Genomic DNA, 14472 nt, shown 5'->3' with positions numbered 1-14472 from the left:
AGATACTTTCTAATTTAATAAATTCTTTTCTTATATTTTCTCAAAATAATCCGTTTTTAAGTTTTTATTTGCCTAAATAATCACACTTTACTCATACTTCAAAAATAATACTGCTCATTTATATATTAAATATAATCAATTAATAATCTATTTCCTGATCCTAAATACCTAAAGTCAATCAATCATTTTTTAGACGATCAATTGCACCAAAATGAATCAATTATTAGTTTACATGTAAAGTTTTTAACCGTTTTTTAATGACCAGTAAAGGTAAAACCTAGAGAACCACAGGCTTTTGAAAAACGATAAGTATTTATTTTATAAGCATCAAAATATAGCCAATCTATAAATTTACTTACAATTGTACTGATGCTTCATTTTTTTTATGCACCTAAAACTTGATTTGACATATTATACTCGACCGGTGCTGTGATTTTACTCAGTTTTTTCTTCGATACTGAATGACTAATTGACTGTAGCAACGTCATTTTTTATCCCTAAGTATAATTGACAAAATTTTAGTAGCCACTAATCTTATAGCAAATTTTGACACCGTCTGATTCGCACATGACAAGATTAGTATTTCGAGTCAGATAATCATTCACCAGGACAGGAGATCTATTGAATGTCTGCAGCAACTGGCAAAAAAGCCGTATTACAGCTTGATGGCAAAGAAATTGAATTACCAATTTACAGCGGCACATTGGGCCCAGATGTAATTGACGTTAAAGATGTATTAGCATCAGGTCATTTTACTTTCGATCCTGGTTTTATGGCGACAGCGGCTTGCGAATCTAAGATCACATTCATTGATGGTGACAAAGGTGTGTTATTACACCGTGGCTATCCGATTGATCAATTAGCGACTCAAGCAGACTACTTAGAAACTTGCTACTTATTATTAAATGGCGAGCTTCCAAATGCTGAACAAAAGACAGAATTTGACGCTAAAGTACGTAACCACACCATGGTTCACGATCAAGTCAGCCGTTTCTTCAATGGTTTCCGTCGTGATGCCCATCCGATGGCGATAATGGTTGGTGTTGTTGGTGCGTTATCTGCGTTCTATCACAACGGTTTAGACATCGAAGATGTGAATCACCGTGAAATTACCGCGATTCGCTTAATCGCAAAAATCCCTACCCTTGCAGCATGGAGCTACAAGTACACTGTAGGTCAGCCATTCATTTACCCACGTAATGACCTTGGTTATGCAGAAAACTTCCTGCACATGATGTTTGCAACGCCTGCTGACCGTGACTACAAGGTGAACCCTGTTCTTGCACGTGCAATGGATCGTATCTTCACGCTTCATGCTGACCACGAACAAAATGCGTCTACTTCTACAGTTCGTCTTGCCGGTTCTACTGGTGCGAATCCGTATGCATGTATCTCTGCTGGTATCTCGGCACTTTGGGGACCTGCTCACGGTGGTGCAAACGAAGCTGTACTTAAGATGCTCGATGAAATTGGTAGCGTAGAAAACGTTGCTGAATTCATGGAAAAAGTGAAGCGTAAAGAAGTTAAACTCATGGGCTTCGGTCACCGTGTTTACAAAAACTTCGACCCACGTGCTAAAGTCATGAAACAGACTTGTGACGAAGTTCTTGAAGCTTTAGGCATCAACGATCCACAATTGCAACTTGCAATGGAACTTGAGCGTATTGCGCTTAGCGATCCGTACTTCGTAGAGCGTAAGCTTTACCCGAACGTAGATTTCTACTCAGGTATCATCTTAAAAGCGATTGGTATCCCAACAGAAATGTTTACGGTAATCTTCGCACTTGCACGTACAGTAGGCTGGATCAGCCACTGGTTAGAAATGCACAGCGGTCCGTACAAAATCGGTCGCCCACGTCAGCTTTACACAGGCTCGACTCAACGCGACATCAAACGTTAATTCATATTAGCGTTGATAAAAAAGGATGCTTATGCATCCTTTTTTTATTCACTCTGCTTAAGCAAAATAACCTTTAAAGCAGATCCATAGCGTAGAGCTCCTGGTCTGGAATTTGTCAGCTCTCTTTTTGCAGAACAGTAGAGCTTAGCCAAATCTTTTGCCCACAACTTCGATGTGTTAAAACATTCCAACCCGTTTTAAACCAACATGAGAGCTTCACAACATATTGACGAGATCTATCTCCCCCATTAACTCATCAAAGTGAATTCCGCTGTTCAATCTCGTCTTCTTCCAGCTCTAAAGCACGCATTAAAGTATTACTGATGCCATCGGCACGTAACCATGCCAACTCATAACTCGCTTTTGCCAAGGCTAGTACCCGACGCTCAAACTCATCCCAGATCGGTTTAACCTGAGCATCACGAATCCCAAGACCACTCTCATGGGCCAAATGTTTATTCTTCTCGCACAGCTTTAAAGCATGATACAGCTTACGACCTGTAGTGGCGCTGTCTAAGACCCGAATCCGCTTGTTTTGAATAAAGCCTTCAACATGCTGTACATTTGCATGTGGCAACAAAGGCACAAGAATCTGATCGAGTTGCGCATCTAAACGCTTCCACACCATCAAACGCTGCTCGGCTGTATAGGTATTCCACTGAATTACCTCGTGATTAAAGCGACGACAACCACGACAGACCAGATCACCAAATACCGTTGAACAGCGCCCTGCACATGGGGTCAATGATGGAATTCGACGATCGTTACTCAAAACCAACTCCTATAAAACCATATTTATTTTATGGTTTTCTCGCTTATTTTCAGATTTCACGCTAAGATATGCGCCTTATTTTCCTATCTTAATACATTTGGAGTTATCCATGAACGCTACTGTAGAACAGCTTGCACCTGTAGAACAGCAAGCGACCAATAATTGGGTTGTTGCGGCACTATATCAATTTAAAGAAGTTTCAGATGCAGCAGGTCTGCAACAACGTCTTTTAGACTTGGTAAATAGCATCAATTTATGTGGAACTCTGATTGTCGCTTCTGAAGGAATTAACGGTACGGTTGCAGGTGACCGCGCTGCCATTGATACAATCCATCAATTCCTTTTGGACGAAGGTTTTAACGCAATGGAATATAAAGAGTCTGAGAGCTCTGAAAAACCATTCCGTAAAATGAAAATTAAACTCAAAAAAGAAATTGTAACTTTAGGTGTAGAAGTAAAGCCACGTGATTTGGTGGGTCACTACCTTGATCCTAAAGAATGGAACGAGCTGATTAGCCGTGATGACGTGATTCTGATTGATACCCGTAATGATTACGAATATAAAGCAGGTACATTCAAGGGTGCGATTGACCCGAAAACAGAAACATTCCGTGAATTCCCGGAATACGTCAAGAAAAACCTTGAACAGCACAAAGACAAAAAAATTGCAATGTTCTGTACCGGTGGTATCCGTTGTGAAAAATCGACCTCTCTCCTGCTTCAAGAAGGTTTTAATGAGGTTTACCACCTGAAAGGCGGTATTCTTAAATACCTCGAAGAAACGCCTGCTGAAGAAAGTATGTGGGAAGGTGAATGCTTTGTATTCGACGGCCGTACTGCGGTGACCCACGGCGTTGAAGAAGGCGAAAACATCAAGTGTCACGCTTGTGGCTGGCCACTGACCAAAGTTGAAGCTGAACTGCCAAGTTATGAACATGGTGTGTCTTGTGTTTACTGTATTGATAAAACCAGCGATAAGCAAAAAGCAGGCTTCCGTATGCGCCAGTCGCAAATTGCGGCTGCAAAACGCAAGCGTCTGTAAACGACAAAAAAGATTTCTCCAAGCCATAGTTCAACTATGGCTTTTTTATGGGCTTGATAAAATGATGTAACGTTTCACTGCTTGAGCAATCGCCCCAGCACAACTATGCTAAAAACAACAATCAAATGAATTATATAAAGGCGTTATGGGACTGGAGCAATGGGTGCTTTCCATCATGGAAAAACTGGGATATTTAGGTATCGCATTTTTAATGTTTCTGGACAATGTTTTTCCACCTATCCCTTCAGAAATTATTATGCCTTCAGCCGGCTATACTGCCTCAAAAGGTGAACTGACGCTCATCGGTGTCATTATGGCAGGTAGTGCAGGTTCCATACTCGCAGCGATGCTGCTGTACTGGATTGGACGCAAAGTTCCTCAACCTCGTCTGGTCAGGCTCATAGAACGATACGGCAAGTACTTGCGTATTCAGGTTGCCGATTTAGATAAAGCACTGGAGTGGTTCAACAAGCATGGTCACCGCATTGTATTCTTTGGCAGAATGATTCCGGCAGTACGGTCTTTAATCAGTATTCCTGCGGGCATGAGCCGAATGCCGTTTAGTAAATTCATGCTCTACAGTGCAGCGGGAACCGTGATCTGGACCAGTTTTCTGGCTTATTTGGGTTTTCACTTCAGTCAGAATCAGGCATTGATGAGTCTGATTATGCAAAGGATCAGCAGCATCATTTTGCTGATTGTGGTGGTGTATATTGCATGGTGGGCAGTTAAAAAGTTTTATCTCAACAAAAAAACTAGACCTTAATTCAAACGCCACCAGATGAATGTAAAGCCAAGGGATTGAAGGCTGCCAACCATAACCGGCTGTTGCGCATTTCATCTCTCAGCCAATCTCTCAACAATAACTTTCGGACATCCTCTTCAAAAGGTTGTGCTGATAACAGATAGTAAGACGAACCATCAGCATAGCCAGATGTCATCGGTTCCAGCAGATGATATTTAATTTCCCGTTCTACCATATAAGCCGACACCACAGTTGCCCCCAACCCTGCCAGACAGGCTTCAATACACAAATAAAAGTGCTCAAGAGGAGCGGGTTTAAAATGCTTTAATTGGGCTTGATGTTGCTTAAATTGCTGCCACAACCGAGGCCTCGACTTGGAAATAAAGATCTGGTTTTCCGCAGACTGTGAATGCTTTGCTTTCACAGATAACATCTGCTCTTCTGCAATCTTTTCACTATAAATTGCATTCCCCCAATCAAAATCATCTCGCCTCAAGGCAAGATCAATGTGTTGTGTCCTAAAATCCACCTCTCCTCCTGCCGTGAGCAGACTCACTTCAAAGTCCGGATAAAGCTGTTTAAATTGTGCCAACCGTGGAATCAGCCATTTCATAGCAATCGTCGGTTCACAGGACAATACTAAATTCTTTTTTATTTCAGTTTGCTTAAGCTGCACCAAGCATTGATCTATCTGTTGAAATACATGCTGACAGCATTCAAACAGCACCTCGCCTTGCTGGGTTAAACGTAATTTTCGTGCTTGACGAATAAATAAGGTAAAACCAAGCATCTCTTCCAGGCTTTTAAGCTGCTTACTGACTGCACCTTGTGTCACACATAAATGTTCTGCGGCGCTCGTCATACTTTCATAACGAGCGACATAGTAAAAAAATTTAAGCGAATTCAAAGACAAGCGCGCAATCATTCCAAAAACTCATGTATGGACCAGAATAAATTTCGTTTTTAAATATAACAAGAATATGAAAAATATAGAAATTGTTAAAACAACGTGCACAGGAATAGATGAGTGAATGAAATAATTGCGGTTGGCCTGGTCACCTTACTTGCCGTCATGAGTCCAGGTGCAGATTTTGCCCTGGTCAGCCGAAATAGTTATCTCTATGGCCGCCCCTTAGGACTCAGCACAGCTTATGGCATAGCCTGTGGTGTCTGGGTACATGTCGCATACAGTGTGATTGGATTAAAGTTTTTACAGCATCACATTCCCGGTTTAATTCAGGTAATCCAATATATTGGAGCGACCTACCTGATTTATATTGGCTATAAAATATTTATCCAAGCAGCAGTGATATTCAAAGAAAGCCATATTGATCTTACTCGCTGGCAAGCATTTAAGCATGGCTTTTTCACCAACAGCCTGAATCCTAAAACCACATTATTCGTCATGAGTATTTATTCTCAACTCATGAACAGTGAAAATAGCAATGCTAAGCTTCTTGGCTATGGTCTTTTTATGTCTGCAAGTCACTTATTATGGTTCTGCCTGATCGCGCTTTTCTGTGCCACCCCCAGGATTAGAAATAAAATTCTGTCTCAACAGATTATTATTAATCGTCTGATTGGCGTTGTACTCAGCGGATTAGGATGCAGCTTATTTATCGCGACTTTTTAATTAAACACATCATGATTATGGCGGCATAAAATAGTGTTATGTGATTTTAATCATAACAGCCATCATTAAAAAAACGTCCACTCGGGACGTTTTCATATTTATTTTACCAGAGCAGATTTTTTAAGCTGCTCTGGATGCACCATTACGCTGGCGTATGATACATCAAGTAAAGTTCATTTAAGTTTTCAGGAATTTCTTCTGCCAACTCATCCATCAACTGGCCATTACGACGGAAAGATTCCATTTGTGGATCTTCTTCATCGATCCCGCTAAAGACCATGATTGGTAAAGTTAAATCGATCAACTGTTCTTCAAACTCAGGCGCAAACCATGCATCTTCATTCAGGAACATTGCATCGACAAAACCCACACTCCAATCGCCCAAGCTTGACTCGACGTCCGCTTCTTCGATTTCAAATGGAAACTCGATTCCATTTTCATTGGCTAAATCCTGACGGATCGATTCCAACCACAGCTTCACCTGCTCAAGCACTTCTGCAGGAAGTTTCTTGTGGTTGCCTTCGAAAAGTTCATCCAACCAACGATCAAATTGTGGACCAACGGCAATTGCACACAAAAAGCCATGAGTCGCTGCAAAATCTAGACCGTATTCGTTTTGATCACCGTCAAGATAATTACTCAATAAGTCTAAATCTAACGTGCTCATTCTTTGTTTAATCCAATTTTAAAAATACATCGGCAACAGCATAACATTTTCGGGCGTGAAGTCTTAGCAATTTCGCTTAGTCTTCGTCGTCAAGGTCATCATCGTCGAAATCATAGTCAAAATCTTTTAATTCTCGTTCTAAACGACGTTGAGCTAAAAGGTCATCAATCAAACGGCGCTTTTCTAATGATTCTTTAGCGCTGATTTTACCTGATGACTCATCAAAACCAACATCATCTTCACCGTAGTTATCATCATCTAGTTCAAAATCTGTAGAAGACACTAAGTACCTCTAATGAAAAAATGTTAATGGGTCTAGCCGCTATTTATCGGTCTTGGCCCACCTTGTCAAGTTTTATTTGTTTTTTTTACCATAAAACCGCGTTTTGTACTTTTTTTCGGCAGTTTTTTTGTGTATTTATAATCCAAGGATATCAACAATGAAAAAAGTTCTTGAAACAGGAATTACGCTTGAAAAATTATGACTTAACCCCATATTCAATAAACAAATGTGTAATCAAATCTATTTTTTATTTAGAGCAAACGGATCAAATCCAAAACATTCACCGTGAATTGTGCTATCATGCACGGTTTTTCACCGCCACAGATTCAACAAAAGAGTAAGCAAAGATGAGCGATATGAATTCCCCTACTTCGCAAGTAGCGGCTCTGATTAGCCGAGGCAAAGAGCAAGGTTATTTAACTTACGCTGAGGTTAACGATCATCTACCAGACTCAATTACGGAAAGTGAGCAGATTGAAGACATCATTCAGATGCTTCAAGACGTTGGTATTCCCGTGCATGAACGTGCACCAGAAACTGATGACACCATGTTTGGTGAATCAACCGAAGCTGCTGACGAAGTTGCCGAAGAAGAAGCTGCTGCCGTATTAGCATCGGTTGAAAGTGAGCCTGGTCGTACCACTGACCCAGTACGTATGTATATGCGTGAAATGGGAACAGTTGAACTTCTTACACGTGAAGGCGAAATTAGCATTGCAAAACGTATCGAAGAAGGTATTCGTGACGTTTTACACTCGATTGCTTACTGGCCAAATGCTGTTGAAGTTGTTTTACAAGAATATAATGATTTTTTAACGGGCGAACGCCGTCTTGCCGATATTCTTTCTGGTTATTTAGACCCGGAAACTGACGAAGATATTCCGGAAGTTCTGGAAGAAGCAGAGCTTGAAGAAGAAGATGAGGAAAAAGATTCTTCATCTAAAGCCAAAGATGTCAAACTTGATGATGATGACGAAGAAGAAGAATCTGAAGGCGATGACGATTCTGAAGGCGATTCAGGTCCGGATCCGGAAGTTGCTAAAGTTCGTTTCTCTGAACTAGAAGCAGCCTGGAACGAAACAAAATCGGTTGTGGCAAAACACGGTCGTAACAGTGAAGAAGCCAAAGCTGCACTTGAAGCACTTGCTGCCGTATTCATGATGTTCAAATTTACACCACGTCTATTTGAAATCATTTCAGAAATGATTCGTGGTACCCATGAACAGATCCGTTCAAATGAACGTGAAATCATGCGTTACGCAGTGCGTCGTGGTCGTATGGACCGTAACCAGTTCCGTACCACCTTCCCTGAGCAAGAATCAAATCCTGCCTGGTTAGATGAACAGATTGCCAAAGCACCTGCCGAAACCAAAGCCCATCTGGAAAAAGTACGTCCAGACGTATTGGCCTTCCAGCAAAAGATTGCGGATATCGAGAACGATCTTGGCCTAAACGTTAAAGATATTAAAGAGATTTCTAAGCGTATGGCAGTTGGCGAAGCCAAAGCACGCCGTGCCAAGAAAGAGATGGTAGAAGCAAACTTACGTCTGGTGATTTCGATTGCGAAGAAATACACCAACCGTGGCTTACAATTCCTCGATCTTATTCAGGAAGGTAACATCGGTTTGATGAAAGCCGTAGACAAGTTTGAATACCGTCGTGGTTATAAATTCTCGACCTATGCAACCTGGTGGATTCGTCAGGCGATTACCCGTTCGATTGCGGATCAGGCCCGTACCATTCGTATTCCAGTACACATGATTGAGACAATCAACAAGATCAACCGTGTGTCACGTCAGCTTCTTCAGGAAATGGGTCGTGAACCAACGCCAGAAGAGTTAGGTGAACGTCTGGAAATGGACGAAGTCAAGGTTCGTAAAGTTCTTAAAATCGCGAAAGAACCGATTTCGATGGAAACACCGATCGGTGATGATGAAGATTCGCATCTTGGTGACTTCATTGAGGACTCGAACATCACTTCTCCAGTGGATGCTGCGACCTCGGAAGGCTTAAAAGAAGCGACCCGTGAAGTGCTTGAAAACCTGACTGAACGTGAAGCTAAAGTATTGAAAATGCGTTTTGGTATCGATATGCCAACCGACCATACTTTAGAAGAAGTCGGTAAACAGTTTGACGTAACACGTGAACGTATCCGTCAGATTGAGGCGAAAGCATTACGTAAGCTGCGCCACCCTTCTCGTTCTGAACACTTACGTTCATTCCTGGAAAACGACTAATCTTTGGGGCATCTTGAGTGAGGGTTAAGGCCCTTCCTCAGGACTTGAAGTTCAACACTTCATCCCCATCTATGTATTAGATCAAAAGCGCCTGCACTGATGCAGGCGTTTCAAATTAAGAGGTTGCTCATGTTAGACCGCACTCCTTCTCGTGAATTACAAGAACATCTTTGGGTTTTCCCAATGGACTATCCAATCAAACTGATTGGTAATGCCGGGGATGAACTTCGAGTGGCTGTTGTTGATATTTTGCAGAAGCACTTCCCTGAATTTGATGGCAACTCGGTAAAAGTTCAGCCTTCACGTACAGGTAAATACCACTCTTTAACAGCTCAGTTGCGCTTTGAAGAGCTGGAACAGGTTCATGCACTCTATGCTGACCTGGCAGCCTGTCCTTTAATCAAGACAGCGCTTTAATACAGAAATCCAAAATGCGACAGTGTTTTGGATTTTTTTTGCGTTAAGATTCATAGCCTGAGTATGCATAAACGGCTATTTATCTGCTCAAAATCATTCCATAATTAGACCGCTCCCCGATTAAAAGCTGCAAAGGAAATTCCGCTGTAATGAGTGCTGTAAAACCAACCTTAATCATTCGTTGTTTCAAAGATCTACAAGATTACACGACACGTTTTGAAGCCATGAAAGACTTCACAACCCATCGTGATGAAAACACCCCTGACGAAGTGTGGTTATTACAACATCAGGATGTCTTGACCCAAGGACAAGCAGGTAAGGCAGAACATATCCTGATGCAAAGCAATCTACCGGTCGTTCATACTGATCGTGGCGGTCAGGTCACCTGGCATGGCAAAGGTCAACTGGTGGCCTATTTTCTTCTGGACCTGAATCGCTTGAAATGGCATGTCCGTACTTTGGTCAGCTTTGCCGAGCAAGCCATGATCGATCTGCTCAAGCAATACAATATTGAAGCTTATGCCAAACCTGATGCACCCGGGGTCTATGTCGATGGACGTAAGATCGGTTCACTGGGCTTTAAGATCCGTCGTGGTCGTAGCTATCATGGACTTGCGCTGAATATTGATTGCGACCTCACCGGCTTTCAAACCATTAACCCATGCGGCTACGCAGGTCTAGAAATGGTGCGCTTGCAAGACTTAATGCAAGATTACCCAAGCTTTGAGCAGCTCTGCGATGCCTTCATTACTTATCTTAAAAATACGGATTTCTTTAATGACCTTGTAGTCATATCTGAATAATTTACTTTTCAATCCAATTAAAATAAATTAGAGTAAATACTCTAAATTAGCAGTGCATAATTTTAACAAGGGACGAGCAAGTGATTTCAACCAAAGCAGTGAAGCCCACTTTGCAATTTGCCTATGTCAAACTCATGATGGACGTTGTGGGTCGTGGCCTCGTAATGGCAAGCCAAGTGGATCGTGAAGTTCAAGAGGAAGTGTCCAAGTTTCCTGTTGGTTTTATCCTTTCAATGAATGTTTTTCCAAATGGACCTTCATTTGTGGCACGAGTGACTGAAGAAAAACAATTAGAGCTGTTGTCAAATTACAAAGGCAAGCCTGATTTGACCATTACCTTCAAGCATCTGACCCATGCCTTTCTGGTGTTTTCATTTCAGGAAAGTACAGCACAGGCCTTTGCTAATGATCGCATGATTGCTGATGGTGATGTCTCCAGCGCCATCCGTCTGGTGCGCTGCCTGAATAAAATGGAAGCCTTGATCCTACCAAAACTGATCGCTTCACTGGCGGTAAAACGCTACCCTGCTGAATTGACATTAAAAGAAAAATTCACAGGTGCAAAAAATATCTATCTTAAAGTCGCAAAATCATATCTGAAACGGAGCGCATAACATGGCTAAGCCTTATTACGAGTTTTTCTGTCCTGTAAAAGTCATTGCTGGTAACGCTGCGTTAGAGCACATTCCTTTTGAACTTGCGACTTTAGGCGCAAAACGCCCCATGATCATTACCGACAAAGGCGTGCGTGCCAATGGTTTACTCAGCCCGATCGAAGCAGCATTCAGCACCACAGATGCAGTCATTGGTGCAATTTTTGATGATGTACCACCCGATTCAAGCCTGGAAGTGGTTCGCTTAGCAGCAGAACTGTATCGCAAGCAAAAATGTGATGCGATCATTGCGATTGGGGGTGGCTCAGTCATCGACACCTCTAAAGCAACCAATATCTTGGTGTCTGAAGGGGGGGATGACCTGCTGCAATATTCAGGTGCACACAACCTGCCTAAACCACTGAAACCTTTCTTCGTGATTCCAACCACCTCAGGTACCGGTTCAGAAGCAACCATGGTTGCGGTAGTTTCGGATACGCAACGTAATGTAAAACTGGCTTTTGCCTCTTACTACCTGATGCCACATGCAGCGATTCTCGATCCGCGCATGACCCAAACCTTGCCGCCACATTTAACTGCCATGACGGGTATGGATGCATTAACGCACTGTGTTGAAGCATATACCTGTCTGGCAGCCAACCCCCTGAGTGATGCCTATGCCAGTGCCGGCATTAAAAAGATCAGTGAAAACCTGTTCAAAGTTTTAGATAATCCAGCCGATGCTCAAGGTCGTCTCGAGCTTGCCCAGGCATCTACCATGGCCGGAATCGCTTTCTCTAACTCAATGGTGGGCTTAGTCCATTCACTTGGTCATGCGCTGGGTGCAGTTGCACACCTGCCCCATGGCCTATGCATGAACTTGTTCTTGCCATATGTGCTTGAATATAACAAAGAAATTAATGGCGATAAGATTGGTGAACTGTTACTGCCACTTGCAGGCGCCGATATTTACGCGCAAACACCAGCGAATTTACGCGCCGACAAAGCCATTGCCACTGTGCTTGCAATGCGCGACCGCTTATTTAGCTTAACCAAGCTTCCACGTACCTTGCGTGAAACAGGTAAAATTACTGAAGCGCAACTGGATGAAGTGGCTGAAAAGGCACTGAATGATGGTTCTATCATTTACAACCCTAAAGAAGCAAACCTGCAAGATATTCGTGCAATCTTACAAAAAGCATGGTAATTCATTGAGTTAAATATTTTTTAATCTGAATAAAGCCTCCTCAGCGAGGCTTTATTTTATTTCAGTGAATCTTTATTCATCTTTTTGTTTACCTTTTTGGCAAAAAAGTTGCTAAAAAAAGTGTAAAAGTACTGCCAATTTATAGCGTTTTACGATAGATTGGCGCACTTCGTTTTTTCTGTAGGGGGGATCATTTCGTCTCAAATGATCCTTAAACCATAGCTGATCCTTGATCAACGATTATGAGGATAACGCCGTTGACAAATATCTCTGGGACTCCATCGGTAGCTAAGCTGCAAAAGACACTCGGTCTTTGGCACATTATCATTATTGGTTTAGCTTACATCCAACCCATGACGTTGTTTGACACTTTCGGACTGGTTTCCGAAGAAAGTCATCACCATGTTCCAACCTCCTATATTGTTGCCCTGATTGCAATCTTATTTACGTCAATCAGTTATGGTCACATGATCCGTCGATACCCTTCATCAGGATCGGCTTATACCTATGCACAAAAATCAATTCATCCCAATGTAGGTTTCATGGTGGGTTGGTCATCTTGGCTGGATTATTTACTTTCGCCGATGGTCAATATTATTTTGGCGGTGATTTATCTGGAAGCCTTGTTCCCAACGGTTAACCACTGGGTCTGGGTGGTCGTGCTTACAGCATTCATGACAGGGATCAACCTGCGTGGCGCCCGTTTTGTCGCCAACTTCAATAGCTGGATTGTACTGGTGCAGTTGATTGTGATTGGTACATTTACCTATCTGGTCTATGACAAATTACAGATGGGAATCAATGCAGATGGTGCAATTACGGCTGAAACCCGCTATCAGTTGTGGAGTCTGGAACCGTTCTGGAATGAACTCACGTCAGTGGGTGCATTAATCACAGGTGCGACCCTGCTCTGCTTCTCATTCACAGGTTTTGACTCACTCAGCTCTTTGGCAGAAGAAACCAAAGATACCGAAAAGACATTACCGAAAGCGATTTTCCTGACGGCATTATTTGCAGGTGTTATTTTCATTATTAGCACCTACTTTATGCAGATTTACTTCCCGAATGATCCTAAGTCGTATTTCACCAATATTGCTGAAACTCAACCCGAGATTCTGCTTTTGGTCGGCGGTTCATTATTCCAGTCTTATGTATTAGCCTTTGCCATTGTAACGGTCATGGCTTCCGGGATTTCTGCACATGCAGGCGTTTCTCGTCTGATGTACGTGATGGGCCGAGACGGCGTAATCAATAAGAAGATTTTCGGTCATATCAGTCCAAAAACCTTTACCCCGTCGTATAACATTATCATTGTCGGTTTAGTGGCACTGACTGCGGGCTTTATGGATCTGGATATTGTGATTTCAATGATTAGCTTTGGTGCATTGACAGCATTTACCTTTGTAAACCTGTCTGTGATTTCTCGTTATGCCTTACGAGATGGTCGCACTAAAACACTGAAAGACATTATCAGCTTTGTGGTTATTCCTTTATTCGGCTTTATCAGTATCTTTGCGATGTGGCTTGAAATTGAAGAATCGGCCTTGAAGTTCGGTTTATGGTGGGCCATGTTTGGTATTTTATACTTGGGTTATAAAACCAAGGGCTTTAAATATAATGCCCCACAGCATAATGAATTTGATGATAAACATTAATCTTCATCAAGTTAAAAATAAAAAAGGCGCTTAATGCGTCTTTTTTATTATCTCTATATTCCTATACATTTATTGACCATCAATTTAAGCCTGCCCAGCTGCCTTTACCCATTCCATTCTCTACATTTAAAACCTATTTAATCATCTAATTAGGCCTTTTGTTTATTTCCCTTTAATAGCTGGATTATGATTAAAAAAATTTTAATAACAGTGAAAAATTAAAAGCAGATGTTTTTTTACACGCCACAAAGAAAGGGAAGCAAAAACAATGAAAAATATCATCAAAGGCAGTGGAATTGCAGTTCTTTCAGTCGCTCTCAGCGCCTGTTGGTTTGACTCTGGTAGCGGCGGAGGCTCAAACTCGTCTGAACCAACACCTACTCCAACACCTACTCCAACACCGACGCCGACACCAACACCAACACCAACACCAACACCGACGCCAACGCCAACGCCAACACCTACACCTACACCTACACCTACACCTACACCTACACCTACACCTACACCTACACCTA

14 protein-coding genes and 1 pseudogene are annotated in these 14472 nt (G+C 42.1%); 11 read left to right on the top strand and 4 right to left on the bottom strand.

Going from position 1 to position 14472, the window contains the following annotated elements:
- Positions 1 to 625 precede the first annotated feature (625 nt).
- Positions 626 to 1900, top strand: coding sequence for a citrate synthase (gene gltA / locus ACNQO6_RS05755; RefSeq protein ID WP_440208347.1), 1275 nt, complete (start codon positions 626 to 628; stop codon positions 1898 to 1900).
- A 256-nt stretch (positions 1901 to 2156) separates the two neighbouring features.
- On the opposite strand, the gene ACNQO6_RS05750 is transcribed toward gltA, so the two are convergent.
- Positions 2157 to 2672 carry a DUF1289 domain-containing protein gene (locus ACNQO6_RS05750; protein ID WP_440208346.1) on the bottom strand — a complete coding sequence of 172 codons (516 nt, stop codon included), beginning with the start codon at positions 2670 to 2672 and terminating at the stop codon, positions 2157 to 2159.
- A gap of 109 nt (positions 2673 to 2781) precedes the next feature.
- Here ACNQO6_RS05750 and trhO point away from each other — a divergent pair, with 109 nt between their 5' ends.
- Positions 2782 to 3714, top strand: a complete 933-nt coding sequence (gene trhO, locus ACNQO6_RS05745) for an oxygen-dependent tRNA uridine(34) hydroxylase TrhO (RefSeq protein ID WP_440208345.1) — start codon at positions 2782 to 2784, stop codon at positions 3712 to 3714.
- Positions 3715 to 3859: 145 nt separating this feature from the next.
- On the top strand, positions 3860 to 4480 hold the full coding sequence (locus ACNQO6_RS05740; protein WP_440208344.1) for a DedA family protein: 621 nt from the start codon (positions 3860 to 3862) through the stop codon (positions 4478 to 4480).
- A gap of 1 nt (position 4481) precedes the next feature.
- Here the strand turns inward: ACNQO6_RS05740 and ACNQO6_RS05735 are convergent, their stop codons facing one another.
- Positions 4482 to 5384 (bottom strand): LysR family transcriptional regulator, encoded by a 903-nt coding sequence (locus tag ACNQO6_RS05735; protein WP_440208343.1) that lies wholly within the window; start codon positions 5382 to 5384, stop codon positions 4482 to 4484.
- 102 nt (positions 5385 to 5486) lie between these two features.
- Between ACNQO6_RS05735 and ACNQO6_RS05730 the strand changes: the two genes are divergently transcribed.
- Positions 5487 to 6092, top strand: coding sequence for a LysE family translocator (locus tag ACNQO6_RS05730; RefSeq protein ID WP_440208342.1), 606 nt, complete (start codon positions 5487 to 5489; stop codon positions 6090 to 6092).
- Positions 6093 to 6234: 142 nt separating this feature from the next.
- On the opposite strand, the gene ACNQO6_RS05725 is transcribed toward ACNQO6_RS05730, so the two are convergent.
- Both ACNQO6_RS05725 and ACNQO6_RS05720 read right to left on the bottom strand, forming a co-directional pair.
- Positions 6235 to 6759 (bottom strand): YecA/YgfB family protein, encoded by a 525-nt coding sequence (locus tag ACNQO6_RS05725; RefSeq protein WP_005227080.1) that lies wholly within the window; start codon positions 6757 to 6759, stop codon positions 6235 to 6237.
- A gap of 76 nt (positions 6760 to 6835) precedes the next feature.
- Positions 6836 to 7042, bottom strand: coding sequence for a PA3496 family putative envelope integrity protein (locus ACNQO6_RS05720; RefSeq protein ID WP_004775189.1), 207 nt, complete (start codon positions 7040 to 7042; stop codon positions 6836 to 6838).
- A 347-nt stretch (positions 7043 to 7389) separates the two neighbouring features.
- Between ACNQO6_RS05720 and rpoD the strand changes: the two genes are divergently transcribed.
- The 7 genes and pseudogenes from rpoD to ACNQO6_RS05685 form a co-directional block, all read left to right on the top strand.
- Complete coding sequence (gene rpoD / locus ACNQO6_RS05715; RefSeq protein WP_396514646.1) at positions 7390 to 9279, top strand: RNA polymerase sigma factor RpoD; 1890 nt, start codon at positions 7390 to 7392, stop codon at positions 9277 to 9279.
- A 129-nt stretch (positions 9280 to 9408) separates the two neighbouring features.
- Entirely contained in the window at positions 9409 to 9696 is a 288-nt protein-coding gene (locus ACNQO6_RS05710) for a YbeD family protein (RefSeq protein ID WP_004775193.1), read from the top strand.
- Between the two features lie 149 nt (positions 9697 to 9845).
- Complete coding sequence (lipB, locus tag ACNQO6_RS05705) at positions 9846 to 10499, top strand: lipoyl(octanoyl) transferase LipB (RefSeq protein ID WP_396514645.1); 654 nt, start codon at positions 9846 to 9848, stop codon at positions 10497 to 10499.
- An 80-nt stretch (positions 10500 to 10579) separates the two neighbouring features.
- Positions 10580 to 11113 carry a hypothetical protein gene (locus tag ACNQO6_RS05700; RefSeq protein ID WP_343581769.1) on the top strand — a complete coding sequence of 178 codons (534 nt, stop codon included), beginning with the start codon at positions 10580 to 10582 and terminating at the stop codon, positions 11111 to 11113.
- A gap of 1 nt (position 11114) precedes the next feature.
- Positions 11115 to 12299, top strand: coding sequence for an iron-containing alcohol dehydrogenase (locus ACNQO6_RS05695; protein ID WP_396514644.1), 1185 nt, complete (start codon positions 11115 to 11117; stop codon positions 12297 to 12299).
- Between the two features lie 257 nt (positions 12300 to 12556).
- Positions 12557 to 13954 (top strand): APC family permease, encoded by a 1398-nt coding sequence (locus ACNQO6_RS05690; RefSeq protein ID WP_324621564.1) that lies wholly within the window; start codon positions 12557 to 12559, stop codon positions 13952 to 13954.
- Between the two features lie 268 nt (positions 13955 to 14222).
- Positions 14223 to 14472 (top strand): annotated as a pseudogene (locus ACNQO6_RS05685) (PT dipeptide repeat lipoprotein); the annotation flags it as partial.

It is taken from the genome of Acinetobacter calcoaceticus (genome assembly GCF_051947995.1).
Classification (GTDB): Bacteria; Pseudomonadota; Gammaproteobacteria; order Pseudomonadales; family Moraxellaceae; genus Acinetobacter.
The sequence above is the reverse complement of the archived record's forward strand: the minus strand, read 5'-3'. Positions and strand labels throughout refer to the sequence as shown.